Source organism: Shewanella woodyi ATCC 51908 (genome assembly GCF_000019525.1).
GTDB lineage: Bacteria > Pseudomonadota > Gammaproteobacteria > Enterobacterales > Shewanellaceae > Shewanella > Shewanella woodyi.
On record NC_010506.1, the window covers coordinates 4,676,949 to 4,701,584 of the forward strand.

The following is a 24,636-nucleotide window of genomic DNA, read 5'->3' on the forward strand; positions in this document are numbered from 1 at the left end:
ACGTTCGATTATTTTATGAAAGAGGAGGTTTCTATCACGCAAACCTCCTCTCATTGAATAGCTGTAAAGCCCATCTGTAGGGGATTAACCATCATAGTTAAGCTTGATATTATTGCGGCTCAACTTTTCATGGCTAACATTAAAGTTTTGATCCAGGATATTAAGCAGCCCATTCACGTCACCCGTCTTAAACATACCGGCCACTTTAATCTTTTTAAGGTTTTCATCATCGGCAAGTTCAAAATGAATGTCGGTATATCGACTAATTTCAGCCATGGCCTCTTCGAGAGACTCACCTCTGAAGATCAAATTTCCAGTGCGCCATGAGAGTTTAGTGGCTATCTCACCTGGGGCCACTTTAGAAGCAACGCTTGGCAGAGGCTCCCTATTATTGAGCATCACTCGCTCATCTTTGGCCACCGCCAGTGCTGTGCCCATCAACTTAGGTTGATCGGCATGACTCTCTTTTAAAAATGCCTCGGCACTCTTTTTAACCACCAGCACCTTACCGTCAGTCACAATCAGCTCAACACCGCTTGGACGCACATCGACATTAAATGCAGTTCCTACCGCTCGGATAACCTTGCCACCCGCAAGCACGCTTAACGGACGAGATTTATCGTGGGCAACTTCAATATTTATCTCACCACGTTGCAGCTCAATAATTCGTTCATTTGCCGTGTACTTCACCTGAACAAAACTGTTGGTATTCAAAACCAAAATGCTGTCATCGGGTAGATTAATGGTATTACTCTCCCCAACCGCCGTTTGATAACTGCTTTGCATCGCAATGACGCCTGTGACTTGGGCGTTAGGCTCAACATCTTGAGCAAATTGGTACAGACCAATACTCAAAAAAAGCAGTATGGAAGCTGCAATTCCCCCCATCCATACCGGTGTTTTTTTACGAGTAGGCTTAGCTTTAGGAAAGATATCGGAGAGCCTTCCCAGCTCATCCATTTTGTCCCACATCTGGGCGATTTCGAGCAGAACATGGAGATTTTCAACATCACAGTGCAGCCACTGGGCTAATGCTTCACGCTCCTCAGCGGTCAGCTCCCTATCCATCTTGGCGATCCAATCACTGGCGATATCCAAACGCTGCTCATCATCGATGGCACCGGGATGTAGTTGATGAACATTACTCATGAGCACCTCCACGTTTGCCTGATGTTGTCGCACTCACCTGAGTCTTGCCCTTTTGTGCTTGTCGCATAAAAACTGTACACCGTTTAATCCCCTGAGAGATATGCTTCTCAACTGTACTCTCACTCAATTCGAGCTCCTCGGCAATCTCTCGCTGAGAGTAGCCATACACCTTTTTTAGCACAAATACTTTACGACACTGCAGCGGTAACAATCGCACCGCTTCACAGAAGTTATCGAACTCAAGGCTGGTAATTGCCTTGTCATACACTTCATCATGTCGGTCACACAGCGCCTTCTCAAACTCATGCCAATCATCAACGCTGTCCACTAATCTCACATTTGCCCGCTTTTGATGATCAAGAGCCAAGTTTCTCGCCATCTTATACATAAATGACTTGGCAGAATTAATGCTTTCTTTATTCTCTACCTGACATAAACGTACATAGGTCTCCTGCACAATATCCTCAATCTCATGGGGAGGAACAATGCGGGAAACCACCCGAGCAATTCCCTCTCTTGAGGCTAGGTAGGTCTTGTATATCAAGGTCTCTTTTAACATATCGTCTTATCTATACCAGCCAAAAACATCATCAATCCTATTAAGACGAATCAGCAGTAAAAATCCGCCATAGGGTCAATTTCATTGTCAGTAAAAAGCGACTAAGAACCCCACTCTGCAGTAGCTTAAACTAGAATAAGGCTTTTACACCAAGCATACAACTGGATAACCTAGCAAGAACAGTGGAATTAAAAACAAACAAAACAACAATTTCAAACCACTGTTTTATAAAAAGTTATTCTAGAAAAAAAGAGTAGAACAATAAGACTGCAATGAGTGCATAAACACACAACAGGCAGCTAAAAGTGAGTGGGTGGCTAGATAAATGTTTCACAAAAAAATAAAAATAATAAATTTTTTATGGAGGAAAAATTTCTATCAATCGTCTTCCTTTGGTGCGTGGCAAAAAACCATGCATTTGCGGGATCGAAAACTGATCAGTCAGCTTTTTTTCTTATGTTTAGTCTCAAGTTTTACACCTGGGCTAATCGCTAAAGAGGCCGTCGACAGTGTTGCTTTCAATATCCCTCAACAAAGGGCCTATTTGTCACTCATCTATCTGGCTGAGCAGGCGGATATTACCCTGCTCTTTTCATTCGAAAAGGTGGAGGGGATAGACGTAAATGCGGTACATGGCGAATACAACACCATGGATGCGCTGAAGTTAATGCTCGAAAATACCGGGCTTGTTGCACAGATGAACGACAGTGGGCAGATCTCAATCTTATATAATAAAAATCATAAGAGACAAGACGATATGACCACCTACAACAAGAATCAAGTAGCAAGTGCAGTGTTAGCTGCAATGGGAACTTTAGCCTCACCGCAGCTATTGGCCGCAGAGGCAGATACCAGTGCCGATACCAAAATGGAAGTGATTGAGGTCAGTGGGATCAGAGGCTCTCTAAGCCGCTCCATGGATGTAAAACGCAGTGCTGAAGGGGTTGTTGACTCAATCTCCTCTGAAGATATAGGTAAGTTTCCCGACACCAACCTCGCCGAGTCTCTGCAACGAATTACTGGTGTTTCCATCGACCGCTCGGGGGGAGAGGGGCAGTCGATCACCGTCAGAGGATTTGGCCCTCAATTCAATACCGTACTGGTCAATGGCCGCCAGATAGCCAGTGAAAGTGATACCCGCGGCTTTAGTTTCGACACCATTGCCGCAGAGCTGGTCAGCAGCTTAGATGTCCATAAAACCTCATCGGCCACCATGCAATCGGGTGGGATCGGTTCGACCGTGAACATCAATACAGCAAAGCCTTTCGCCATCAATGGCTTTAAAGCCGCTGGTAGTATCAAGGGGATCTACGATGAGAATAGCGAAGAGACCACGCCTCAGATCTCAGGTTTAATCAGTAACACCTTTTTAGATGACAGCTTTGGTGTGCTGCTCGGAGTCTCACATCAGGAGCGAAAAACACGCCTAAATCAGGCTCAAATTGATGGTTGGTTAGAGAATGTCGGGATCCCAGATCCTAAAACAGCCTCAGGAGAAGCCTACACAGGCAATATCTTCTCCGCTCGTAACTATGATCACAAGGTCACCTTTGAAGATCGCACCAGAACCAATGCCAACTTAGTGCTGCAATACGCACCAACCGATAACTTAGTGCTCACCGCCGATGCACTCTACTCAGATTTTGATGTGGAAACCAATGCCACCTCATACGGTCACTGGTTCACAGCGCCTAACGTCACAGGTGTCGATGGCGGTAGTCCCATTGTCGACGCGAATGGTACTGTCGTCGACATGTATCAAGAGGTTGGTTTAGCAACGGATTTTCACGCCAAGAAATTTGATCGTATTACAGATTCAAAATCCTTCGGCCTGAGTGCCGATTGGGACGTGAATGATAACCTCAATATGAGTTTCGACTACAGTCACTCAGAGGCCAGTCGTGAAGCCAATAATGGTCGTGGTAATCAGTTATCACTTATCGGTTACGCCAATCGCGTCCGCTTTCAAGTCAATGACGATATCCTCCCCAACGCCTCAATGTTTGAATCAGCCAACCCAAACATCTATAGCGGTCAACAGGAGCTCGACGGCACAGCTTACGATCCCTCAGTCACACCAGCAGGTGTACAAGACTACCTGAGTACAGATAATAGCCGAGCCCATGTGATGCTACGTCGAGGCTGGGAAGTTCAAGATGAGCTAGACCAATTTAGATGGGACAACACTTGGCTTGCCGACGGCGACACAGGCTTTAGCGCGGCTCGATTTGGTATGATGTACTCAACCGAGACTAAAAGCCTCAACCGATGGGATAACGAGGGAGAGGGGCTTCACTGTGCATACTGTGGCTATCCCGACAGTCCCACAATCAGTCCTGATGCGCAGTATATCTTCGATGCTGGCAGTGACTTCCTCAGTGGTGTTAGTGGTAGCGGCCAGATGCCTACCTCTTGGCTCGCCCATGACGGTGAAGCCAACTTTGCCTTTCTTGAGCAGTATTACGCCAGTACAAACAGTGACACTATCAGTTTCGATGCAGTGCTCAGAGATAAGTCATACAGTGTGCAAGAGGATATCTTTGCCGCCTACTTCGAGGTCGATTTTGTCGGCGAGATCGCAGGCATGCTCATTTCAAGCACCGCAGGTGTGAGATATGAAACCACAGACACAGATGTTAAAGGTCGTGATAAGCCAATAGCTCAGCTCAACATCTTAGATAAAACAGAGATGTTACCCGCCTATGGCAGTGTTGAAGCGATCAGCCAAGCCAATAGCTATGATGCTATCTTGCCAAGCTTTAGCGTTAAATTAGAGATAACCGACGACTTAGTGGCACGACTGGCAGCATCGAAAACCATGACCCGTCCAACACTCAACAGCATGTCGCCAATCACGGTGATCAACACCACCCGTCCCGGTGGCGATCTCACCTCCAGCCAAGGTAACCCTAAGCTCAAGCCATTTAGCTCTGAGAACTTAGATCTCTCCCTTGAGTGGTATTACGATGAGGTCAGCTACGTCTCAGCGGGTTACTTTAGAAAGAACGTTGAAAACTTCATCGTTAATACCCAAGAGGATCTCACTTTCACCTTAAGTGATGGCAGCTTACTGACCGATCCCTCGACCGGTGATGACACAGATAACCCCGACAGCAATGACGGCGTCGCACACTTCACCAATACTCGTCCCAATAACGGAGAGTCGGCCATAGTCGACGGTTGGGAACTTGCCGTGCAGCACAGCTTTGGCGAGTCAGGCTTTGGCGTAATGGCTAATGCAACACTTGTCAGCAGCAACGCCGAACTCGACGCCGCTGATATCACTCAAGTGTTTGCGCTTACAGGCTTAAGTGACTCAGTGAACCTGGTTGCCTTCTATGAAAGTGGTCCTATCCAGACACGTCTTGCCTGGAACTGGCGTGACTCATTTGTGCAGTCTCTGACACAAACCAATGGCGATGGTCCCACAATCGTTGAGAGTTACGCACAACTCGATTTAAGCGGTAGCTATGATCTCACCGAGAACCTAGCAGTCTTCTTTGAAGGGGTGAACTTAACTGAAGAGTACGTCCATAAACGCGGACGCTTCGAAAACCAACTACTCTCAGTTGAAGACAGTGGCCGTCGATTCGCGTTAGGTATACGCGGCTCATTCTAAGCCACTGACATCTGGTTGTTTAGCCTACATCACCTTAGATGTAGGCTAATTTCTGTCTTTAATTGTGAGTAGCATTATGGATAAACCAACACAAAAAATCGTGATTGTCGGCGGTGGAACCGCAGGCTGGATCACAGCAGGTTGGCTAGCGGCCCATCACAAAGTCACCTCGGGTAGCCCCGTTGAGGTGATCTTGGTTGAATCACCTGATACTCCCTCCATTGGCGTAGGGGAAGGCACTTGGCCTACCATGCGCAATAGCTTGATAAAAATGGGCATTAGTGAAACAGACTTTATTCGCGAGTGTGACGCCACTTTCAAGCAAGGAGCCAAATTTGCCAAGTGGGTCGATGGCTCAGATGATGATTTCTACTACCACCCTCTCGTGCTCCCCCAAGGCTTTACTCAGCACGACCTCGCCCCCTACTGGGCATCGCTACACGCAGAATCAAATGAGGAAAGTAAACACTCTTTCTCCAACGCAGTTTGCTTTCAAGAGAGCGTCTGTGAGCAGGGCTTAGCCCCTAAAACCATACGCACCGCTGAATACTCAGATGTAGCCAACTACGCTTATCATCTCGATGCAGGTAAATTCTCTCAATTTCTCCAGCGTCACTGCACCGAAAAGTTGGGTGTCACCTATCTCAGCGCTCATGTCACTGCCATCAATGAACACTCTAACGGTGACATCGCCTCATTAACCACGCAAACAACGGACAAACTTGAAAAAGAGATAGAGGGCGATCTGTTTGTCGATTGCTCAGGCTTCAAATCCCTACTCTTAGGTCAGCACTACCAAATACCCTTTATCGATTGTAGCAACGTGCTCTTTATCGACACAGCCTTAGCGGTGCACGTGCCCTATGACGAAGAGAATAGCCCCATCGCCTCCCATACCATCTCCACTGCACAAGAGGCGGGTTGGATCTGGGATATCGGCTTGCAGCATCGACGAGGCGTCGGTCATGTCTACTCCAGTAGATACACAGATGAGGCTACAGCCATGCAGGCATTGGCCGATTATATCGGTCCCAAATTTGACTCACTCACAGTGCGAAAAATCCCCATTAAGAGTGGCCACCGTAAGACTTTCTGGCACAAAAACTGTGTCGCCGTGGGTCTATCAGCAGGTTTTCTTGAACCGCTAGAAGCCTCGGCGATTGTCCTTGTTGAACTTTCAGCACAGATGATTAGCGAACAGCTACCCGCCAACCGTGAGGTGATGGATATCGTCGCAAAACGTTTTAATCAAACCTTCAACTACCGATGGGAGCGCATCATCGACTTTCTCAAGCTGCACTACATTCTAAGTCGACGCTGTGACAGCGACTTTTGGAAAGATAACCGCGACCCTAAAACGATCCCTGATAGCCTACAAGATCTGATGAAAGTATGGCAGCACAGAGCACCGGCGGACATGGACTTCACCAGTAATAATGAAGTTTTCCCGGCTGCAAGCTACCAATATGTACTCTATGGAATGGGTTTTGATACCGATTATTCAGTCACGCCTCATCTACTCAATGACTGGCAATATGCTCATCGACAGTTCGCTAAAAATCAGTATTTGATTGAGCGGGCTACCGTACAATTACCGAGCAATAGAGAGCTTATCAATAAGATAAAACAATATGGCTTTAGCCAAATTTAACGCTGCTGCGTTAACGAATAAAAAGAGAGCCTTAACATGAGCAATTTAGTCCAGCTAACTGCCTGCGAGCACCAATCTTTACATCTAGATCCACATAAGTGTGGCCAGCACGGCTCTAAACTCAATATGATCCCTGTGGTGCTGTCTGAGTTTCGCCAACTGATCACCCAGTATCCTATTGTGCTGACTAAAAATGGCGACACTGGTGCATTTACCTTTGTCGCCCTACTGGGTTTTGGCGAAGGGGAAAACCTTTTCTGGCACGATGATGAATGGCGCAGCATCTATCTACCACTGCAGATCCGCAGACAGCCTTTCTTCGTCGGCCCTAAAGAGAGTCAAACCGGTGAGCACCCACTGTGTATCGATATCGATAGCCCAACATTAAGCAAAGAGCCAAAAGGGATCCCACTTTACGGGAAGCAAGGAGAGGAGTCCGAGCATCTACAGGAGGCCAAGCAACACTTAGCTCAACTACTGCGAGGAGAGGCAGATAACCAAGCTTTTCTGCAACTACTTCAAGAGCTAAAGCTGCTGCAACCTCTGTCAGTTGAGATCGCCTTTGAACATGCCAACCCCACCCGCCTCAATGGACTCTACACAATAGATGAGAAACAGTTTAACAACCTCAGCGATGCACAACTGCTAAGGCTACATCGTACCCAGTTTTTCGAGCCAATCTACATGATGATCGCCTCATTAGGTCAGATCTACAGTCTGATAGAGATGAAGAACAGGCGCGATAGCCCTGATCAGAATAGCTAATATGGAGATGAGCATGGCAGCAGATCTACTCAGCGATCGCTCGGTGATATTCAATCCTGACGCTAAGCCAGTCTTGCATACGGTGGGAGAGGAGAGAACCCCGTTGTTGATCATCGACGACCTGCTGTTAAATCCAGATGCGATGGTAAAACAGGCCTGTCGGCCACCTGAATTTAGCACCAACAATCAAGATTTCTATCCAGGTAAGCGTAAAGCAGCACCTTTAGACTATGACGAACAACTTATACAAAGATATAGCGCGCTTATCCGTTCAAGTTATGGCATTGGCCAAAGCAAACAGCCTAATACCTTACTGTCAGCCTTCTCATTGACCATGACAAAAGCTAAAGCGCTGCGGCCTATTCAGATGTTGCCCCATTTTGACAGCCCCTCAAGTGATCAGTTTGCTGTGGTGCACTACCTGTTTAGCGCTCCTCTAGGTGGCACCTCTCTGTATCGCCACAGAGAGAGTCGATTCGAGTCCATCACCCATGAGCGGCTCCCACTATATGGAAAAAGATTGAAACAGCAAGCTTACGGCATGCAGCTCCATCAAAACCCCGCTTACACCAACGGCAGTAGCCCGCTATTTGAGCAGGTACACTCGGTAGACCCAAAGTTCAACAGAGCCATTATCTACCCCAGTAACTGCTTGCATTCAGCGGATATCAGAGCCGATAGCAAGCTCACAGATAACCCAGCAACAGGACGGCTCACCCTCAACAGTTTCATCCTGTTTAAGTAATAGATAAGACCTTATAACTACATAATAAAGAGAACACTATGCAGCAACTTTCAACATTGGATGTCGGTATTTTTATCGTCTACGTACTTGGGCTCATTGCCATCGCCTACTTTGTGTCACGGGAAAAAATGGGCCACAAAAAAGATGCCAGTGATTACTTCCTTGCGGGCAATAGCCTACCTTGGTGGGCTATCGGAGCCTCGCTTATCGCAGCGAATATCTCAGCCGAACAGATAATCGGGATGTCAGGCTCAGGTTATGCCATGGGATTAGCGATCGCCTCCTATGAGTGGATGGCGGCAATCACCTTGATCATAGTCGGTAAATACTTCCTGCCTATCTTCTTAAAAAACAAGATATTCACTATGCCTCAGTTCCTTGAGCAGAGATTCAATCACAATGTTCGTATGGTGATGGCGTTTTTCTGGCTTGGGGTCTACATCTTAGTTAACCTCACCGCCATCCTTTGGCTTGGCGCACTGGCCATCAACACAGTCACTGGCGTGGATATCACAGTGGCCATGGCATTCCTTGGTCTCTTCTCCCTCGCCTACTCTCTCTATGGTGGCCTAAAAGCGGTCGCCTACACCGACATTATTCAGGTGGTACTCTTGGTGTTTGGTGGACTCTTCCTCAGCTACACCACCCTCAATATGATCAGTAATGACAACGGAGTGTTCCAAGGTTTTGCGCTTCTTCTTGAACAGGCACCACAGAAGTTCGACATGATCTTAAGCCCAGAGCATGAGCACTATATGAGCCTACCTGGACTCTCAGTTCTGCTTGGCGGCATGTGGATCATGAATATCTCCTACTGGGGCTTTAACCAATACATTATTCAGCGGGCACTGGCCGCAAAGAGTTTAGGAGAGGCGCAAAAAGGGATCGTATTTGCTGCATTTTTAAAGGTCTTAATGCCGGTTATCGTGGTACTGCCAGGCATAGCCGCTTACCTGTTGATGCCAGACTTAGAACCAGCAGATAAAGCCTACCCTATGCTAATGAGCTTGATGCCATCGGGCATTAAAGGTCTGGTCTTTGCTGCACTGGTGGCTGCCATTGTCTCCTCACTGGGTTCGATGACCAACAGTATCTCCACCATCTTCACCATGGATATCTACAGCCACTATCGCAAAGAGAGATCCCAGCAGCACTACGTGAAAGTGGGCCGCTTCGTCAGCTTAGGCGCCATGATCATCGCCCTATTGACCACCCGCCCTCTATTAGGCGAGTTAGATCAAGCCTTCCAATACATTCAAGAGTTTACCGGCTTCTTCACACCGGGGATCGTGGTGATCTTCGTGATGGGCATGTTCTGGAAGCGCACCACCTCTAAAGGAGCACTCACCGCCGCCTTAGGTTCAGCCGTGCTCTCACTCACCTTCAAACTCGCGTTGCCAGACCTGCCTTTCATGGACAGAGTCGGCCTAGTCTTCGTGGCTTGTTTGCTACTAGCAGCTGTGGTGTCTCATTTTGATAAAGGAGCTGCGCAAGAGCAGAATCAGTCAGTGGATATCGACAGCGTAGAGTTTGCCACAAGCCGCTCCTATAACGTCTCAGCCATGGCAGTTATTTTGATTGTCGGCGCGTTTTATGTGTGTTGGTGGTAGATTTGGCGCTATGGGGATGACCATAGCGGGAGTCATTTTTTAGGTTAGTTTGCCAACTGGGTTAGGTTGTTCCTAAGTCCTCTTGAGTAACTGAACACTGTTATAAACTGATGCCTGCGAGCGAATATCTTCATGATACTTGTTGGCATCAGGTGTTTTTTGTATCTATTGCCTGCCGCAGTCTTATGCACTGTTACCTCAATAGAACGCCGCCTTTTGATTTAACAAGAGTCATCCGTGATGGGCTCGACGATGACATCTGATGTGAACGGATTCACAAATGCCGTGTTGACATGGATGTAATTGAACGGCCATGCCATCAACGCTTACAGTTGCAACAGTGCTCGATATTTACCAAGCCTCATTGACTTAAAGATATTGTAATTATCTCTGAGAACCATCTTCTACTTTAAGGAAGGGAGATAACTCAAAAGATATGGCTATCAAGTCTTATCTTTTGGTTAAAGGGGAAGTTAAGCGATAGGAAAAGTATTGATAGCTCACTGTTGAATCATTATGTTATTGATTAATAGCTCATTTAATATTTTTCAGTCTAAACTGGTTCAAGTTCAGTCACAAGAATTAATAAATAATAGGTAATTCAATGAAATACTTTTTCTTCTTATTTTTAATTGTAGCTTTTGATGTGCTGGCAATATCTGATTACTGTAAGGCTATATCTAATAGTTATTGTAATGTATCTTTAGTTGCTATGGTCTCCTCACCAGATGATTATAATGAAAGAAAAATCATTGTTAGTGGTACATTTAAACAAAATGGTGATAAATACTATTTATTTATAGACTCAGAAAAAGCAAAAAATAATTTGTTCGTGGATTCAATTCGCATTGATATAAGTGAAGGGCTCGCAGGAGAAATTCTGAAGAGTTCTGCAGAAGTGAACTTTGTAACTTTTAAAGGAACTTTTTATACAAATAATTTTGATGGAAGCTTCGGCACATTAAAAAACGTTGTGATGTGGTTTGATGGTTCAAGATAGCTCAAAAAACAAAAGATATACCTGTCCTGTCTTTTTTCTTTATATGTCACTCAGCTCACCATGCCTTAAGAAGAGTAGATGCTCCCCTGAGCCTATTCTCCAATGAATACTACTATTACGTTCAATTGATTCTTCAAGTTGAATATTGCTTGGACAGTCAGCTAGGAGTTCAGTTAAAACAACGCTAGCACACTCAAGATGCTCATCAGTAGCATCATCAGTAAATACGGCGCGATAGTGTAATGTACCAGAAGAAATATGAGCATAGAGAAACCTGAGTGTTGCAGGGACCTCACCGAGTAATGCTTTCTGTACGCTTTGTGGAATATTCACGATTTCCATAATTCCCCCTAACGGCTGAATAGAATCTCAAATGGGATAGTATTTTCCCATCACTTGTCCGCTTTTTCCACAACGTAAGATTATGGGAACCATAGAGCCAAGTAAAATATAGAGCTTTTACTATCACAAAAGACAAAACAGCCACTACTTTTACACCATCAAACTCCTTTGATTTTCTCCAGCTCTTCTCCGTGAACTCTGTGCAGCGTAGCGCTCTGTGGTGAGGTGGCTCTTTTGCCTAAGGCTTTCACTCGTAGCTCGCCTCTGTCTAGAAGAGCGCAAGATAAAAGCTACTCACCACGGAGGACACGAAGAACGCGGAGAGAAGCGACAAGCTAAGAGCAGATATTTCACTGTAAGCGAAGCGCTCCTGTAGCCAAAGGCTATTCCGTAAGCAACGCGTTCCGTACTCAAGTAAGATTTTATCTCAGCATTTTCTCGCAGCGCAGCGTTCTAGCAGTGAGCTTGCGAACGACCTCGTAGGCACGCAGTGCCGTCCTAGCAGGGCAAAGCCCGTCCTTCTCAGCTTTACTAACCACCCTTCTCAGTTTCAAAAGAATTTGGACAACAAGGAGAGGAACACCTGCATATGGGGTGCGTAGTGATAAATATCAAAAGAATACAGATTGATTCATCGCCCCAAATACAAGTGTCCGCCGAAGACCATGAAGGTATTGGGGCTCATCCTTGTTGGCCATGAATATAACGGCATGTATACAATATGTCTATCAGTAATTTTACTGATTAGCTCCACACGACCAATTAAATTAATACATAAATTACAACTACTTAAGAGAGTGCTAAACTAATGATTCCTTCGAAGAATAGCGGGTAAACAGAGCTTCATACCTTAAAGCAGGTTTTTATAAAGGAATTAACCAACATCCCCAAATAAAACAGTGTTATAGATTACGTCTATTTCTATAATGTCTGCTTTATTACTCACAGAATAAAGCTCTCCGTTCCAGCTTAGAGATCACGAGAGAAACGACCCATCACTGAGTCTATTTTCCTCACTATCCCATAGGACAGTTGTTCAGCAATCACTTATTTAGCATTCTGGAAGAGTAGTAAGTATCCCTTAACACTTACTGTTATGCGTAAAAGCGAGTCCTTGCCGCTAGGTTTACTATCCCAACTTAGCGGCTTTTTTTCTTTGGAGGCCAAGAAAAGCAATTCACCACAGCGAATATGGCAAAGCCATGTGCTAATGAGCGAGAGGCAGGAGCTGAACTAGCCGTTAAACAGGGACGTTGTTGGACACGAAGACCACGGAGAGAAGCGACAAGCTAAGAGTAAATATTTCACTCGAAGCGAAGCGTCCTAGCAGTGAGTTTGCGAACGACCTCGAAGCAAAGCGTCCTAGCAGTGAGCTTGCGAACGTCCTCGAAGCAAAGCGCCCTAGGAGTGAGCTTGCGAACGCCCTCGAAGCAAAGCGCCCTAGCAGTGAGCTTGCGAACGCCCTTGAAGCAAAGCGCCCTAGCAGTGAGCTTGCGAACTTCCTCGAAGCAAAGCGCCCTAGGAGTGAGCTTGCGAACGCCCTCGAAGCGAAGCGCCCTAGCAGGGCGAAGCCCGCCCTTCTCAGCCCTCACTCTTATTGGCCAATAGTGGCGCTAGCTTGACGAGTTCAGCTAAGTTACTAACACCCAGTTTTGTCATCAGTTTCGCCCTGTGTACCTCGATAGTACGAATGGCGACACAGAGCTCATTTGCCAACGGCTCCTTAGACCAGTTGTTGAAACTGAGCTAATTTCGCATTCTAGCCAGGAAACAAACATCTTCTTATGCTTGCTTTACTCCAAGTTAATCGTGGTATTTTTTGCCGCTAGGTAGCCAAGATACTTATGTCACTTAATATGGCCAGTTTTGAGCACGCAAGCCATCAGTGATCAACTCAAAGTGCCTGTTACTTTTCATCACTTTACTCATCAATAACCCCCCTTCTAAACTAGCAATGATAAAATTTGCATGGGCTTTAGCTTGAGGATGTTCAGGAAATAGTGCCGTTGCCAACCACTCAATATTTACGTCAAAAAAGTGCTTAGCTTCCAGCTGCAACTCTTCGGGTAATACATCACTTTCACTCGCTAATACCCCACATAAACACATTTTTTTATCCACTTTTAAAGCATGACTAAAGAGTGCGATATAAGGGTCAAGTCGCTCTAGTGGTTCTGTAGTGCTCGCTATGATGTTTGCCAAATGCTCCTCAAACCTTGCGGTATAGCGATTCGCAATTGCCACCCCAAGATCCGCCTTGGTCGGAAAATGATAGTGAATGCTGGCACTTTTAATGCCTATCTCCTTAGATATCTCTCTAAAGCTAAAGGAGTTGTATCCTCCTGCCCGCACTTGTGATTCCGCTATATCAATAATTTTATCTACGGTGGAAATTGTCATATCTGCTCTCGTGATCCCCTGCTTCTTGATGAGTGAGTATAACATTTATTTCTACCTACCTGAAGATAGGTATTGACAAATAAAATAGAGATCTTTAATGTACACAATATCAACCTACCTACTGATAGGTAAAATTGATAACTGAATGGATAATCATATAAACAAGACAACAATATTGAGGAATATCTAATGAAAAACACAGTTGCGTTAATCGTAGGCGGTTCAAGCGGAATGGGGAAAGAGATTGCAGAGCGTTTACTACGTCAAGGCCACTCGGTGATGATATTGTCCCATGACCCTATCGGTCTAGCGGAAGCTAAAGCTGATTTAGAAAAGAAAACAGGTGGTAAAGTCGATACAGCCGAAGTGGATTTGTACAACTCAGAAGCCGTTGCGCAATTTATCGCTCGAATAAAAAAAGAGCCTCGCCACATTAATTACTTAGTCAACGCAGCTGGTTTCTTCAAGCCTGTGACTTTTTTAGAGCACTCTGAAAAAGATTACGATTTACAGTTAGATATCAATAAATCTTTCTTCTTTATAACCCAAGCCGTTGCTAAAAACATGCAGCAACATGAAGGTGGCTCTATCGTCAATATTGGCTCTATGTGGGCTCATCAAGCGGTTAAGGCTACTCCCTCATCAGCCTATTCAATGCAAAAAGCCGGATTACACGCATTGACCAGAAACCTAGCCATGGAGTTGGCGGATTACGGTGTGCGCGTTAATGCCGTCGCCCCGTCAGTGGTTTTGTCGACCATTTACAAATCGTTCATTGCTGAAGATGAGATTAAAGAAACACTGCAAGGTTTCAACGATTTTCACCCAATCGGCCGTATTGGTACCACGACAGATATTGCTGATGCGATTGAGTTTTTACTATCAGATAAAGCCAGCTGGATCACTGGCACTGTGATGAATATTGATGGTGGCGTCATGGCTGGACGCAACTAATTTTTTGGTAAATATGAGCCATATTTCATGGCGTTAAATTAACGATAATATCGGAGTATTAACATGAAAAATCTATTTAAAACTATTTCTGTCTTGCTATTTGTAGCATCCAGCCTCTTTGGCGCCTCTTCTGTATATGCGGAAGGTCCAAAACGTGTACTCATAGTCATGTCATCAGAGAGCGCAATGGGTATAAGCGGTAAACTCACAGGAACTTGGTTTGAAGAGGTAGCGACACCTTATTACACATTACGTAAAGAGGGCTATGAGGTCGTTATGGCATCTCTTGAAGGAGGTGATGCTCCAATAGATCTATTGTCTATGCAAGCACCATTCACTACCCCTAATACAGATAAATTCTTAAATGACATTGTTGCAATGCATGCCCTGGAGAACACCAATAAGTTGAGTGAAATCAATCCTGATGACTTTGATGCTCTATTTTTCCCTGGTGGCTACGGCTTACTTTGGGATTTAGCAAGCGACTCAATGACAATCAAAATGATTGAAGATTTCTACGCTGCAAATAAGCCAATTGCAATGGTATGTCATGCGCCTGCAATTCTTAGAGATGCCAAAAAAGCCAATGGTGAGCCCTTAGTAAAAGGTTTAACTGTGACTGGCTTTATGAATGCTGAAGATGATGAGCTGGACCTTTCTCGCCACCTATTATTCTCTCTTGAGGATATGCTGAAAGCAAACGGCGGAAACTATAAGAAAACAAAGAAAAACTGGGTTGCTCACATAGAAATTGATGGACCTCTAATGACTGGACAAAACCCAGCTAGTGCTCCTGTATTAGCAAAAGCCCTTGCAAAACGCTTGAAATAAACAAATAGAAAGCTCCTGTTACGTTCAGGAGCTAAACTCTAACTCTTAAAGTAAGGTGAAATGATGAATAACTTACCTCTAAACGGAATCAAACTCGATGATCTGGCAGCCTACACGCAAGTGATCACAGATAATCCAGCCGAAGCGATCTCTGAATACGGTATTGTAGCGCAATGGAAAGGCGGCGTTCATAGCGAAATTCGCACTTTAAATCAGAAAGTGGGCGGTAAAGAGATCGTCAAAGATTTTCGTTTTCAAGTTGGTGAGCCTGAAGAGCTTCTTGGCAATAATGCTTACCCTACTCCGCAAGACTATCTGCTAGGTGGTATGGCTGGCTGCATGATGGTGGGATTTGTCGCTGGCGCCAGTGCCCGTGGCATTAAACTCGACGAAGTGAGCTTGACCATTAAAGGTGCACTCAATCTACGCGGTTTCTTAAATGTCGATCCCGATGCGCCAGTGGGCTTTGCCGAGGTTAAATTTCACTTTGAAGTGAAAGGCGACTCAACTCAAGCTGTATATGATGAAGTGATTGCTGGTGTGCAACAGTTCTCACCCAATTACCGCACCATTAGTGACGCCGTTAAAGTGTCAGCGACAGCTGTGTAACCAAACACCTCTCATGTTCGGCTTTAATAAAGGTGACTGGTACTAAGTGCCAGCCACCATATACTGTAAAAAATTAACATAAAAGACAAATGACGGGAGAGCACGAATTATGAGACTGTGTAAGGAACAATTAAAAAACTCGAAGTAAGTCACTTACCTATACAGATATTAAAAACAATGAGTTAAACAATTATCTCTCCTTTGCCAACTGCTCCTTAGACCAGTTGTAGAAACTGAGCTAATTTCGCATTCTAGCCGGGAAGCAAACATCTTCTTATGCTTGCTTTACTCCAAGTTAATCGTGGTATTTTTTGCCGCTAGGTAGCCAACCTACTTAGCGGCTTTTTTTGTCATTCAAGATTTATAAAGTAAAAATTATTTACTTTATGAGTAAATTACACCAATAAAAAACCGCCCTGTAGGTGGGCGGTTGGTAACTAAAGCTGAAGCTATAGGATAATGCCACTGCTTTTTTTCACAACAGGCGCCTCGGCAGCTTTTGGCTTAGCTTTGACACTAGCCTTACTCTTAGCCATTTTACGCACAATAGGCAGTTCATAGAGCGCATCTCGGCTGCCCTCAACCAATTCAACATAAGCCATTTTTGGTAATACCTTAATGACCTTGATGATACCTATCTTACTTTCGGTAAATCCTAAGCTCTCTTTGGTAATAGGGTCGATGATCTTCTCACCAGCGGCAAACACCTCAAAACGCTCTCCCAGCTCAACAGTGCTGCCACCTGAATTTAGCACCAAAGAGCCATCCTCAGCAGCGATCAACAGCATAGGGTAGATATTCTCCTTCAACTGTTCAAACACCTTACGAGAGGAGAGTTCTAACAGATAGGATAGATTATTCCGTCCCGAGGTCGTAGGTACCTTAGCACTCCATTTTATCTGGTTATTAACCAGATCAATCAACTGGTACTCAACCACAACTTTGCTGTCATAAAACACCTGAACATCGTCAATATGTTCGCCAGTAAGCTCGACAGTACGGGAGTTGTCTACGACTCTTTTTGTTGTCCTAGCCTCTACCACTCGTCCTTTGAGTACGTAGTCGACACCAGGTTGCTTGCGATCTGAGATAACCCTGAACTTCCTGTCCTGCACCAAACGCGCCTCAATGGCACGAGAGAACTCTTTCGAGTGCGCGCCGACAAACGGTTCAACCGCTATGGTTCGACGGTTTTTGTTCATCCCTTTGAGCTTCTTTTGGCGCTCTAGGTCATCGTTGGTTTCGATATTGGCCAACAGACGCACTTTACACTTTTCACCCCCACAGTTTTCAGACAAGATACGGTAAGTCGCACGACCTGCGGTACCAAAATTCATCTCACCTGTACGTTGGCGTAAAAAGCTCGTTCCTTCACCCGATTTTCTCGAGGAGCTATCCAATGACTGACGTTGACTGCTTACAGTCACCCCTGAGACCTGCTCAACAGCGCTGACAAGTGCAGCATCGATAGCTAAAGGCAATGTTTTACCTGTACCAGTCACTTCAATAGATTCGATCCCAGCCAAAGCGGAGGATGATGCAAACAGGGCGACCAGCAAAACTGAAAATTTCCCCATATCAGAAGTCCTCGGGATCGAATCTATCTACTGATTTTCGTCCCTGAACCTTACCACCGTTTTGCGGGGAATTTGGCTCGTTGGGCGCCATGATAGCTTCTATCTCAGCAGCGCTTTTACCACTTTGCATCAGCTCTGCGTTTTGTACCGTAACTGGGTGCCATACCACCACAACACCTGACATCTCCTTGCCCGTAATAGGGTGCTTCTTACGCCACTTGTGATGTACGCTAACACCGGTTAACCCCTGAATCGATGCCGTCATCGATGACAGGGCTTCTGACTCACGCATAATCGCTTTTCTTACCGCACCACTATTTTTGCGCACAGAGCCATCTTTAATCAGATCAAAGGTCTCACTCTTAGTTTTGCTCGACTTTTGAATGGATTCACGAACATGATCACCATTCATGTTATAGGTCGCTGCCAGTGCACCATAGGCATTATCGATTGCAAATTGGTGGGCATCTTCACGCTCAAGATCTCGCTCATCTGGATCTCTGGTGTAACGCACTCCCGACTGACCAAATGAGACGAGCATCGGATAGCCTTTGTCGTCATAAAAGACTTTAGTACCAAACTCGAGGTAGATCTCAGGAATGGCTGCCAGTCCAGCACTCACATTAGCAAACTCAGGGTTAGCTCTGGCTGGGATTGGCTCAACTCTGCCATCAGACTCAACTAAGGCGCGAATATGCTCACGCTTTTTAGCGGATAGCGCCATCACAACACCAATATGACCTGTACCATCTTCACGAATAAACTCGTAAACCTGCTGCACTGTCATACCCGATAGATCGCCATAAGCTTTGCTTAACGTCTTAGTTCCTATGGCATCCCTAAACAGATCTCGCTTGATCTGAGGTGTCGCTTTCTTAAACGTCGCAGGTTCGATCCCCTGCTCTACCAGCTCTTTATCCAGCATGGTTTCAGCCAGTAAAATGGCTTTATCCAATAGAGAGGTTACCCCAGCTTCACTCTGAAAATCTGACGCAGTTGGCTCAGGCTTACCTTTACTGGAGAAAAACTCCCGGAACTGTTCCTGCACGACATCACGATTTAGCGTTGTCAGATAGCTCTCTCTCGCCTTAATCACGGCCTCTTGAATCGCTTGCTCTCGGAAGATCGCCCAGTCGGGATCATTTCTATTGATATTTAAGCTAGCTTGACCACTAAAAAACTGTATTGAATGTGATTTTCCTGCTTTAGCCACTCGAGCCTGCACATCTGACATATAGTCATTAATCGCATTTTCAGTGAGATCTGCCGGATCGCTTTGTGCCTGCTGGACATTATCAGCAGATTGAGAGGGAAGTACCACCTCAGCCTCAGCAGCATTTGCTACTGGTACAGCCTGATCCGCATAGGAGTTAAAACTGAAGACAATTGCCAACGCCAACATATGATATTTCATATCGCTTCTCTGTTCTTTGAACTCAAAAAGTGGGGGAAGAGGGTGCTAGCTGAATAACTAGCACCATTTTAAGATCGAGCTATTACCAAGAAACGCTGTCACCGTCGGCAACTTTACCGACCACACGTTCACCTTCCCAATAGGCTAAACCATTTTCGATATTGGTCATTGAGAGTTGGAAGTAGTACTCAATTCTGGTATCGCCGCTGTCTAGCGATGCATTTCGTTGCATGATCTTTCCAGAAAGGCTGAAATCAGGGGCATAAACCTGACCGTCACCCTTAACGCTTGCTTGATTGACCATTTTAGAGTCTTTCAACTTACGCATTTCACGGGTAGAGGAGTCCTCTCCATTAAATGCTGTAGTGACCAGAAACTTGCCCGAATTAAGCATTTTCACACGCATAGACTTCACCAGCTGATCGGTGTCAATTCGCTGCATGGTGTCGTTAGTCACATCACTGATATGGATGATGTATCTTCCCCTAGGTTCAGGGTGCACCATCAAAGGACTGGCTATTAACTCAGTGGCCATAGAGTCCGCAGCTTCTTTAAAGTCGGCATAAGATAATGCCGCAACAACATTCGTTGCTTTATCCTGTGCATCGATATAGCTGGTTGTAGTTTGACAAGCTGTAAGCGGCAATAATGCCAAGGCAACGACAAGTGACTTTTTAAACATGGTGTAATCCTTAAATATTGATCACGCGAACAGTAGGAGCGACTAGCGGAGAGATAGCTTTAACGTAAACAATATGACGCTTTGCATTAGTATCTAGCTCAACCAAAATCTCATGTGTTCCCGCCTTCAACTTCACACTGTTACCGCTTTTTTTAAGTCTGGTAGTTTGGAACTCTTTAGGCAGAGAGCTAAAACTACGGGTGTCGGCATTGGTCGTAGCCACTTGAGCAACGGCTAACAGGTTGCCAAGGATCTCGTTGGAATCCATAGCCTGCTTCTGAGCGACCGTTTTCAACACAGTACGTGTAATTTCACGAGTCAGGATCATCGGATACTGCTTTTCAAATTCAGCCCCAATAATTTTATCCATATCTGCGATAGTTTCAGTCTTCACACCATCAATCTGAATGTGCTTGTGTGCTAACTCACGCTCTTTCAGTCTTGGCAAAGCGATACCTGTATAAGAGACATCGTCACTTAACAGGAACACAGGCAGGTCTATGCGAAACTCCTCTTTGACAACTGACTGGCCGTTTTCGAAAATCACCCAAACCATGCCATCAGCCGCATTTTTCTTACCTTGGCGAAGTGAGGTAGCAAGTTTAATATCTTCAGCGACCGACTTAGACTGACTCAAACCATAAACACGTTTAAATGCGTCTTCAGCTTTCTGGAAATCAGACTTAGACTTACCGTTAACCAATAGGTTTAAACCGTAACTATAAGTAGTATAAGGATTTACATAACCTTTATAGGGCTGCCACTGTTCCAAGGTCACACCATTTTTGGCCAGAAGCTTTTTGGTCTCTTCACTCTGTACTGACTTAGCAACATACTCAGAGGTCTCTTCACCTTCCTCTGCATCTTTTTGCTCTTTAATCTGCTTAGCGAAGTACTCAGCAGCACGTCTTTGGCGCTCTTCGGCTCGGTTCCACTCAACTCTGGCATCACCATGCTCATTATTAAATGCAAAGCTCCAAGCCTTAATGCTATTGGCCATCACGCCATCATACTGGGTTTGCTCATAAGCCATCATGGCATCGTTACCTAACATGGATAGGCCAACTTCTGAGGCATCATTAACTAAGCTTTCCTGATCTTCTTTCTTCATCATGCTTTCTGAAGCATCTAGTAAGCTAATAGATTTTTCAAACTGACCTGCATAACTCAAAGTTGCACCTGCTTCGATAGCCCACAGCAGATCATCTACTGTCTTCTCTTCCGGGTTATAACCCGACTTTTCTAAAGCAAATTGAGAGGCACCAGCAAAGTCACCAGCTGACATATAGGTATTAAATTTTTCAGTATCTTGACCATGCATTAAACCAGCACAGCCTGATAGCATAGTTACAGCAATAACAATAGAAAGAGAACGTAATTTCACTTATTAACCCCTTAAACAATAATTTTAACTTCTACTAAATTAAAAAGCATAAAAGTTAAAATTAAGAACACATGACAAAAATAGGATGTATATTCCGACAAAACACCAAAAGTTAGATAAAAATAGTATTAACCAGCTATAAAGTTGACTTTTATCGACTAATGATTAATTAACTTCAAGATTTAAACAAAGCTCCGCCACTGTTATGAATTAGCAATAAAAACATTTAAAACGCCAGAAAACAGACAGTTAAACAAAAACCTTCAATAACAAATGAAGGAGCCAGCAGAAAGTAGAACCATCAGAACACATAATAACAAGGGGATTATACAGGAGTACACAAAGGTTATTTGTCACATAAACATCAATATTACAAATTGATACAAGATGTATTAATATAGTAGACATATATATATAAGTCGTGACTACTATATATTTATACTTATTTACACAAAAGACATTTAATTAATACAAAACAACAAACAAAGTAATTACAATCAAGACTACACAGATGAATATCCAGCTGTGAAAATGTAATTTTACTTATAAGTAGAACTTAAATGACGAGGAACAGGTAACTATTTCTGCTCATCCTATAAGACTAGAAGCTCATTCACTCTATTGTAATCCAATGGGCTAGGCTCTATACCAGACTTTGAGCTAAGTCCTGAATAGGCATTGAGAAAGCTTGCTGGCCCCACGCTGAAACGAGTTATCCCAGATTTAAACAGTGTATCAACAGTGGAAAGGTTGGCATCGACCATCAAATTCAGTGGCATTTGGATTTCGTTGGCAAGTTCGCTAGCCACTTGCTCACAACTAAGTCCAGGAATAAAGCCACAATTAACCCCCGCATTTTGATAACTAAGTAAGCGCCTTCTAGTCATCTCAACGGCGGCTCTATCTGATGCAAGCGCCCTTAAATACACATCAGTTCGGGCATTAATAAACAGAGTACGGCAACTCTTTGTGGCACGAATAGCCTCAATTTTAGCAACTAAAAGCTCAGGCTCTTGTGCCCCATCCTCTAAATTGACGCCAACCACACCTAAGTTAACAAGCTTAGCGACCAAAGAGGCGACCTCAGAGGGGTCATCACTGTAGCCCGCTTCAATATCCACGCTAAGAGGAAGCTCACTGACACGTATAATTCGAGCGACAGCATCGAGTAACTCCTGCTGGGGGAGCGCTTCGCCATCTGGATAACCCAAAGACCAAGCCAATGATGCACTACTTGTAGCTAATGCTTTGGCCCCCGATGCTTGAACGACTGCAGCACTGGCCGCGTCCCAAATATTAATAAAGACTAACGGCGCTGAAACTTGGGTCGCAGTATTAGGCTTGGCTATTTTAGTATGTAACTCTGTGAAGGCTTGTAAACGGGATTCAAACATAATTGCTCCATAGTGAATTGAATACTCATGCGCTATGCATGCGATTGGTATTCCCCACTGTAGCAATCGAGTTCCATTTAACCTCGCGCTAAACGGAACTCAATGTTAAAAACCTATTTAGGAACTAGCTTTGCTTAAATAATTGTTTTTCGAGTTCTCAATAGAAGGTTACTGTCCTGGCTATAACGCTCTTTGACCTCTTTTAACCCCTCATAACTACAGCTAAAGTAATCGGCAGTTGTAACCGATGCGTCCTTAAAACTAATAAAGGCACCACTCGTATGAGGGATATCATAGTTACGGCACCGCTCAATCCAATCTTCAGTCCGGTTAATATATTGCCGATTTTCAATACCGTGGACCACGGCCTCGCTGGGATGTAACGTCATCAAGCCATCAACATCTAAAAACTCATCCCACCAAGCCTGGTATTGCAGGGTAAATAAGCGATCTTTATAGGGAAATGAACTACCGATATCATCTTTACCCTCCCGATAGTTCCGATAAAAATCACCAGTGATGGCTCCAATAGTGATGTAAGCATGGATACCATATCGGTTATCACACTTACATACGAGGGGATCGAGTAGTGGTGATTGCAATGAGCAGATAAGCGCTTCTCTGCTCTGTTTATTCCAACCACAGTCAGCTAAACGCGAAGTTATCTTGTGGGGCGCAGGTCCATCGGCGTCTAATGTAAGATCATGAAAGGTTCTGTCCCAGCCCTCAAAGCGCCATCCTTTGTGGTTAACATCGATATTAAGCTTATCAGTACTGCTTTTAAGCCACTTTTTAACTGAAGCTGTCTTACCAACAGCTTTCTTTATCTGCTTAAGATCAGACTTTGAATGGGGTTTTGCGCCAATTATGGTTTCCAACATCTTTATCCAATCTAAAACCATCTCTAGAAAATCTTCAGGTTCACCTGCTATATAACCATTGATTAAGCAACTTAACTTCGCATTAGGATCTGGCGCAACTCCAGCCTCAAGCGACACGGCATTGATCTTTAAGTTAGTTCCGATGAGTACTTGAGTGTGCTCAGATTTAACCAACTCCTCCCATAGTGTTAGGATATGCAAAGTGGTTATTTTGGGAAAATAGTTCTCTAAAAAGTCTAAGCTCAAACTAAAGCTATAAGTAATTGCTGGGAGATTAAATGCCTTAAAGCGAAACTCTGTGACGATACCATAACTCAGACCTCCTCCCCCTCTAAGAGCCCACAATAACTGACCACCCGCAGAGTCTTTTTCATCGTCAATACTCACCTCGATAATATCGCCGTTCCCTAAGACGACCGTCGCCCCAACTAAGCTTTCACAGGCCATACCATATTGACGAGTCCAAGGTCCCCAACCGCCACCTAAGGTAAAGCCAGCTATCCCCACCGTTTTACAGGTACCGTGAGGGATCCCTAAATTATGGGCATCAAGAACGCTCTTGATATGCTTGAACCTTGCTCCAGGCTCAATACCGATAAAAAGCTTGTCCTCTTCACCTGCACATTTATCAGGCTTAGGAACCTGCTGTACCCTTTTCATTTTCGAGAGATCAATTAATAGGGTATCTGTCCCATTACTTTCAGCCTCATGGTCATGTCCGCCTGAACGAACCCGCAGTACAACGCTCTCCTTATGAAGATTGGCAAACTTAACGATAGCACTAACCTGCTCACTATTTTCGACATAGATAATCGCCTTAGGACGAAAATCAAATTTTCGGTTAAATGACTTCCTTGCTTCTTGATAAGCCTCATTCTGAACATCGTTGCAGTTGCAGTCCGTCAGCACCATGGGAAACTCGTTGCTTGCCCCGAGTAAGCTGACTAATTGCTGAATGATATCTTGAGATATTGTCATTATTGCTCCGTTGTAATTTTTACATCCCTGTCGCTAAATCAACATTGAGATACAGACAAAATGAGAGTCGTATCAATGACTCCTACTGATAT

21 protein-coding genes are annotated in these 24,636 nt (G+C 44.7%); 10 read left to right on the forward strand and 11 right to left on the reverse strand.

Translation table 11 applies throughout. The features are described from left to right. Positions 1-84: 84 nt before the first annotated feature. Both SWOO_RS19715 and SWOO_RS19720 read right to left on the reverse strand, forming a co-directional pair. Complete coding sequence (locus SWOO_RS19715; protein ID WP_012326423.1) at positions 85-1,149, reverse strand: FecR family protein; 1,065 nt, start codon at positions 1,147-1,149, stop codon at positions 85-87. Further along, on the reverse strand, positions 1,142-1,708 hold the full coding sequence (locus tag SWOO_RS19720) for an RNA polymerase sigma factor (protein WP_012326424.1): 567 nt from the start codon (positions 1,706-1,708) through the stop codon (positions 1,142-1,144). The genes SWOO_RS19715 and SWOO_RS19720 overlap by 8 nt, the downstream gene beginning before the upstream one ends. 757 nt (positions 1,709-2,465) lie before the next feature. Here SWOO_RS19720 and SWOO_RS19725 point away from each other — a divergent pair. The 6 genes from SWOO_RS19725 (at position 2,466) to SWOO_RS19750 (ending at position 11,098) form a co-directional block, all read left to right on the forward strand. Then, complete coding sequence (locus tag SWOO_RS19725) at positions 2,466-5,327, forward strand: TonB-dependent receptor (RefSeq protein WP_041418291.1); 2,862 nt, start codon at positions 2,466-2,468, stop codon at positions 5,325-5,327. A gap of 76 nt (positions 5,328-5,403) precedes the next feature. Further along, entirely contained in the window at positions 5,404-6,978 is a 1,575-nt protein-coding gene (locus tag SWOO_RS19730) for a tryptophan halogenase family protein (RefSeq protein WP_012326426.1), read from the forward strand. Between the two features lie 36 nt (positions 6,979-7,014). Beyond that, positions 7,015-7,743 carry a SapC family protein gene (locus SWOO_RS19735; protein WP_012326427.1) on the forward strand — a complete coding sequence of 243 codons (729 nt, stop codon included), beginning with the start codon at positions 7,015-7,017 and terminating at the stop codon, positions 7,741-7,743. Between the two features lie 13 nt (positions 7,744-7,756). Beyond that, positions 7,757-8,488 carry a DUF6445 family protein gene (locus SWOO_RS19740; RefSeq protein WP_012326428.1) on the forward strand — a complete coding sequence of 244 codons (732 nt, stop codon included), beginning with the start codon at positions 7,757-7,759 and terminating at the stop codon, positions 8,486-8,488. Positions 8,489-8,526: 38 nt separating this feature from the next. After that, positions 8,527-10,098 carry a sodium/sugar symporter gene (locus tag SWOO_RS19745; RefSeq protein ID WP_012326429.1) on the forward strand — a complete coding sequence of 524 codons (1,572 nt, stop codon included), beginning with the start codon at positions 8,527-8,529 and terminating at the stop codon, positions 10,096-10,098. Positions 10,099-10,702: 604 nt separating this feature from the next. Next, complete coding sequence (locus tag SWOO_RS19750) at positions 10,703-11,098, forward strand: hypothetical protein (protein ID WP_012326430.1); 396 nt, start codon at positions 10,703-10,705, stop codon at positions 11,096-11,098. A gap of 39 nt (positions 11,099-11,137) precedes the next feature. Here the strand turns inward: SWOO_RS19750 and SWOO_RS19755 are convergent, their stop codons facing one another. Beyond that, entirely contained in the window at positions 11,138-11,440 is a 303-nt protein-coding gene (locus SWOO_RS19755; RefSeq protein ID WP_012326431.1) for a hypothetical protein, read from the reverse strand. Between the two features lie 1,256 nt (positions 11,441-12,696). On the opposite strand from SWOO_RS19755, the gene SWOO_RS19760 reads away from it, so the two are divergent. Continuing rightward, positions 12,697-13,062, forward strand: coding sequence for a hypothetical protein (locus SWOO_RS19760; protein ID WP_012326432.1), 366 nt, complete (start codon positions 12,697-12,699; stop codon positions 13,060-13,062). Here the strand turns inward: SWOO_RS19760 and SWOO_RS26525 are convergent. Both SWOO_RS26525 and SWOO_RS19765 read right to left on the reverse strand, forming a co-directional pair. Then, complete coding sequence (locus tag SWOO_RS26525; protein ID WP_407636064.1) at positions 13,022-13,156, reverse strand: LuxR C-terminal-related transcriptional regulator; 135 nt, start codon at positions 13,154-13,156, stop codon at positions 13,022-13,024. The genes SWOO_RS19760 and SWOO_RS26525 overlap by 41 nt on opposite strands. Positions 13,157-13,291: 135 nt before the next feature. Next, positions 13,292-13,885, reverse strand: a complete 594-nt coding sequence (locus SWOO_RS19765) for a TetR/AcrR family transcriptional regulator (protein ID WP_012326433.1) — start codon at positions 13,883-13,885, stop codon at positions 13,292-13,294. A gap of 144 nt (positions 13,886-14,029) precedes the next feature. Here SWOO_RS19765 and SWOO_RS19770 point away from each other — a divergent pair, with 144 nt between their 5' ends. From SWOO_RS19770 to SWOO_RS19780, 3 genes are all read left to right on the forward strand, one after another. Beyond that, entirely contained in the window at positions 14,030-14,794 is a 765-nt protein-coding gene (locus SWOO_RS19770) for an SDR family NAD(P)-dependent oxidoreductase (protein WP_012326434.1), read from the forward strand. A gap of 63 nt (positions 14,795-14,857) precedes the next feature. Continuing rightward, positions 14,858-15,625, forward strand: coding sequence for a type 1 glutamine amidotransferase domain-containing protein (locus tag SWOO_RS19775; protein WP_012326435.1), 768 nt, complete (start codon positions 14,858-14,860; stop codon positions 15,623-15,625). A gap of 60 nt (positions 15,626-15,685) precedes the next feature. Beyond that, the gene (locus SWOO_RS19780) at positions 15,686-16,234 is read left to right on the forward strand and encodes an OsmC family protein (protein ID WP_229377254.1); all 549 of its coding nucleotides are present in this window, start codon (positions 15,686-15,688) and stop codon (positions 16,232-16,234) included. 449 nt (positions 16,235-16,683) lie between these two features. Here the strand turns inward: SWOO_RS19780 and SWOO_RS19785 are convergent, their stop codons facing one another. The 6 genes from SWOO_RS19785 to SWOO_RS19810 form a co-directional block, all read right to left on the reverse strand. Beyond that, positions 16,684-17,811 carry a hypothetical protein gene (locus tag SWOO_RS19785; RefSeq protein ID WP_012326437.1) on the reverse strand — a complete coding sequence of 376 codons (1,128 nt, stop codon included), beginning with the start codon at positions 17,809-17,811 and terminating at the stop codon, positions 16,684-16,686. Position 17,812: 1 nt separating this feature from the next. Next, on the reverse strand, positions 17,813-19,225 hold the full coding sequence (locus SWOO_RS19790; RefSeq protein WP_012326438.1) for a DUF6844 domain-containing protein: 1,413 nt from the start codon (positions 19,223-19,225) through the stop codon (positions 17,813-17,815). A gap of 82 nt (positions 19,226-19,307) precedes the next feature. Continuing rightward, entirely contained in the window at positions 19,308-19,907 is a 600-nt protein-coding gene (lpoB, locus tag SWOO_RS19795) for a penicillin-binding protein activator LpoB (RefSeq protein WP_012326439.1), read from the reverse strand. A 10-nt stretch (positions 19,908-19,917) separates the two neighbouring features. Beyond that, positions 19,918-21,291, reverse strand: coding sequence for a COG3014 family protein (locus tag SWOO_RS19800; protein ID WP_012326440.1), 1,374 nt, complete (start codon positions 21,289-21,291; stop codon positions 19,918-19,920). Positions 21,292-21,884: 593 nt separating this feature from the next. Further along, positions 21,885-22,685 (reverse strand): isocitrate lyase/PEP mutase family protein, encoded by an 801-nt coding sequence (locus tag SWOO_RS19805; RefSeq protein ID WP_012326441.1) that lies wholly within the window; start codon positions 22,683-22,685, stop codon positions 21,885-21,887. A 134-nt stretch (positions 22,686-22,819) separates the two neighbouring features. Beyond that, complete coding sequence (locus SWOO_RS19810) at positions 22,820-24,544, reverse strand: FAD-binding oxidoreductase (RefSeq protein ID WP_012326442.1); 1,725 nt, start codon at positions 24,542-24,544, stop codon at positions 22,820-22,822. Positions 24,545-24,636: the final 92 nt, after the last annotated feature.

Coding starts and splice junctions, on each gene's coding strand:
- SWOO_RS19770 (WP_012326434.1), top strand. CDS start 14,030: ATGAAAAACACAGTTGCGTTAATCGTAGGCGGTTCAAGCGGAATGGGG.
- SWOO_RS19740 (WP_012326428.1), top strand. CDS start 7,757: ATGGCAGCAGATCTACTCAGCGATCGCTCGGTGATATTCAATCCTGAC.
- SWOO_RS19745 (WP_012326429.1), top strand. CDS start 8,527: ATGCAGCAACTTTCAACATTGGATGTCGGTATTTTTATCGTCTACGTA.
- SWOO_RS19730 (WP_012326426.1), top strand. CDS start 5,404: ATGGATAAACCAACACAAAAAATCGTGATTGTCGGCGGTGGAACCGCA.
- SWOO_RS19765 (WP_012326433.1), bottom strand. CDS start 13,885: ATGTTATACTCACTCATCAAGAAGCAGGGGATCACGAGAGCAGATATG.
- SWOO_RS19810 (WP_012326442.1), bottom strand. CDS start 24,544: ATGACAATATCTCAAGATATCATTCAGCAATTAGTCAGCTTACTCGGG.
- SWOO_RS19750 (WP_012326430.1), top strand. CDS start 10,703: ATGAAATACTTTTTCTTCTTATTTTTAATTGTAGCTTTTGATGTGCTG.
- SWOO_RS19805 (WP_012326441.1), bottom strand. CDS start 22,685: ATGTTTGAATCCCGTTTACAAGCCTTCACAGAGTTACATACTAAAATA.
- lpoB (WP_012326439.1), bottom strand. CDS start 19,907: ATGTTTAAAAAGTCACTTGTCGTTGCCTTGGCATTATTGCCGCTTACA.
- SWOO_RS19720 (WP_012326424.1), bottom strand. CDS start 1,708: ATGTTAAAAGAGACCTTGATATACAAGACCTACCTAGCCTCAAGAGAG.
- SWOO_RS19735 (WP_012326427.1), top strand. CDS start 7,015: ATGAGCAATTTAGTCCAGCTAACTGCCTGCGAGCACCAATCTTTACAT.
- SWOO_RS19755 (WP_012326431.1), bottom strand. CDS start 11,440: ATGGAAATCGTGAATATTCCACAAAGCGTACAGAAAGCATTACTCGGT.
- SWOO_RS19780 (WP_229377254.1), top strand. CDS start 15,686: ATGATGAATAACTTACCTCTAAACGGAATCAAACTCGATGATCTGGCA.
- SWOO_RS19775 (WP_012326435.1), top strand. CDS start 14,858: ATGAAAAATCTATTTAAAACTATTTCTGTCTTGCTATTTGTAGCATCC.
- SWOO_RS19715 (WP_012326423.1), bottom strand. CDS start 1,149: ATGAGTAATGTTCATCAACTACATCCCGGTGCCATCGATGATGAGCAG.
- SWOO_RS19725 (WP_041418291.1), top strand. CDS start 2,466: ATGACCACCTACAACAAGAATCAAGTAGCAAGTGCAGTGTTAGCTGCA.
- SWOO_RS19790 (WP_012326438.1), bottom strand. CDS start 19,225: ATGAAATATCATATGTTGGCGTTGGCAATTGTCTTCAGTTTTAACTCC.
- SWOO_RS19785 (WP_012326437.1), bottom strand. CDS start 17,811: ATGGGGAAATTTTCAGTTTTGCTGGTCGCCCTGTTTGCATCATCCTCC.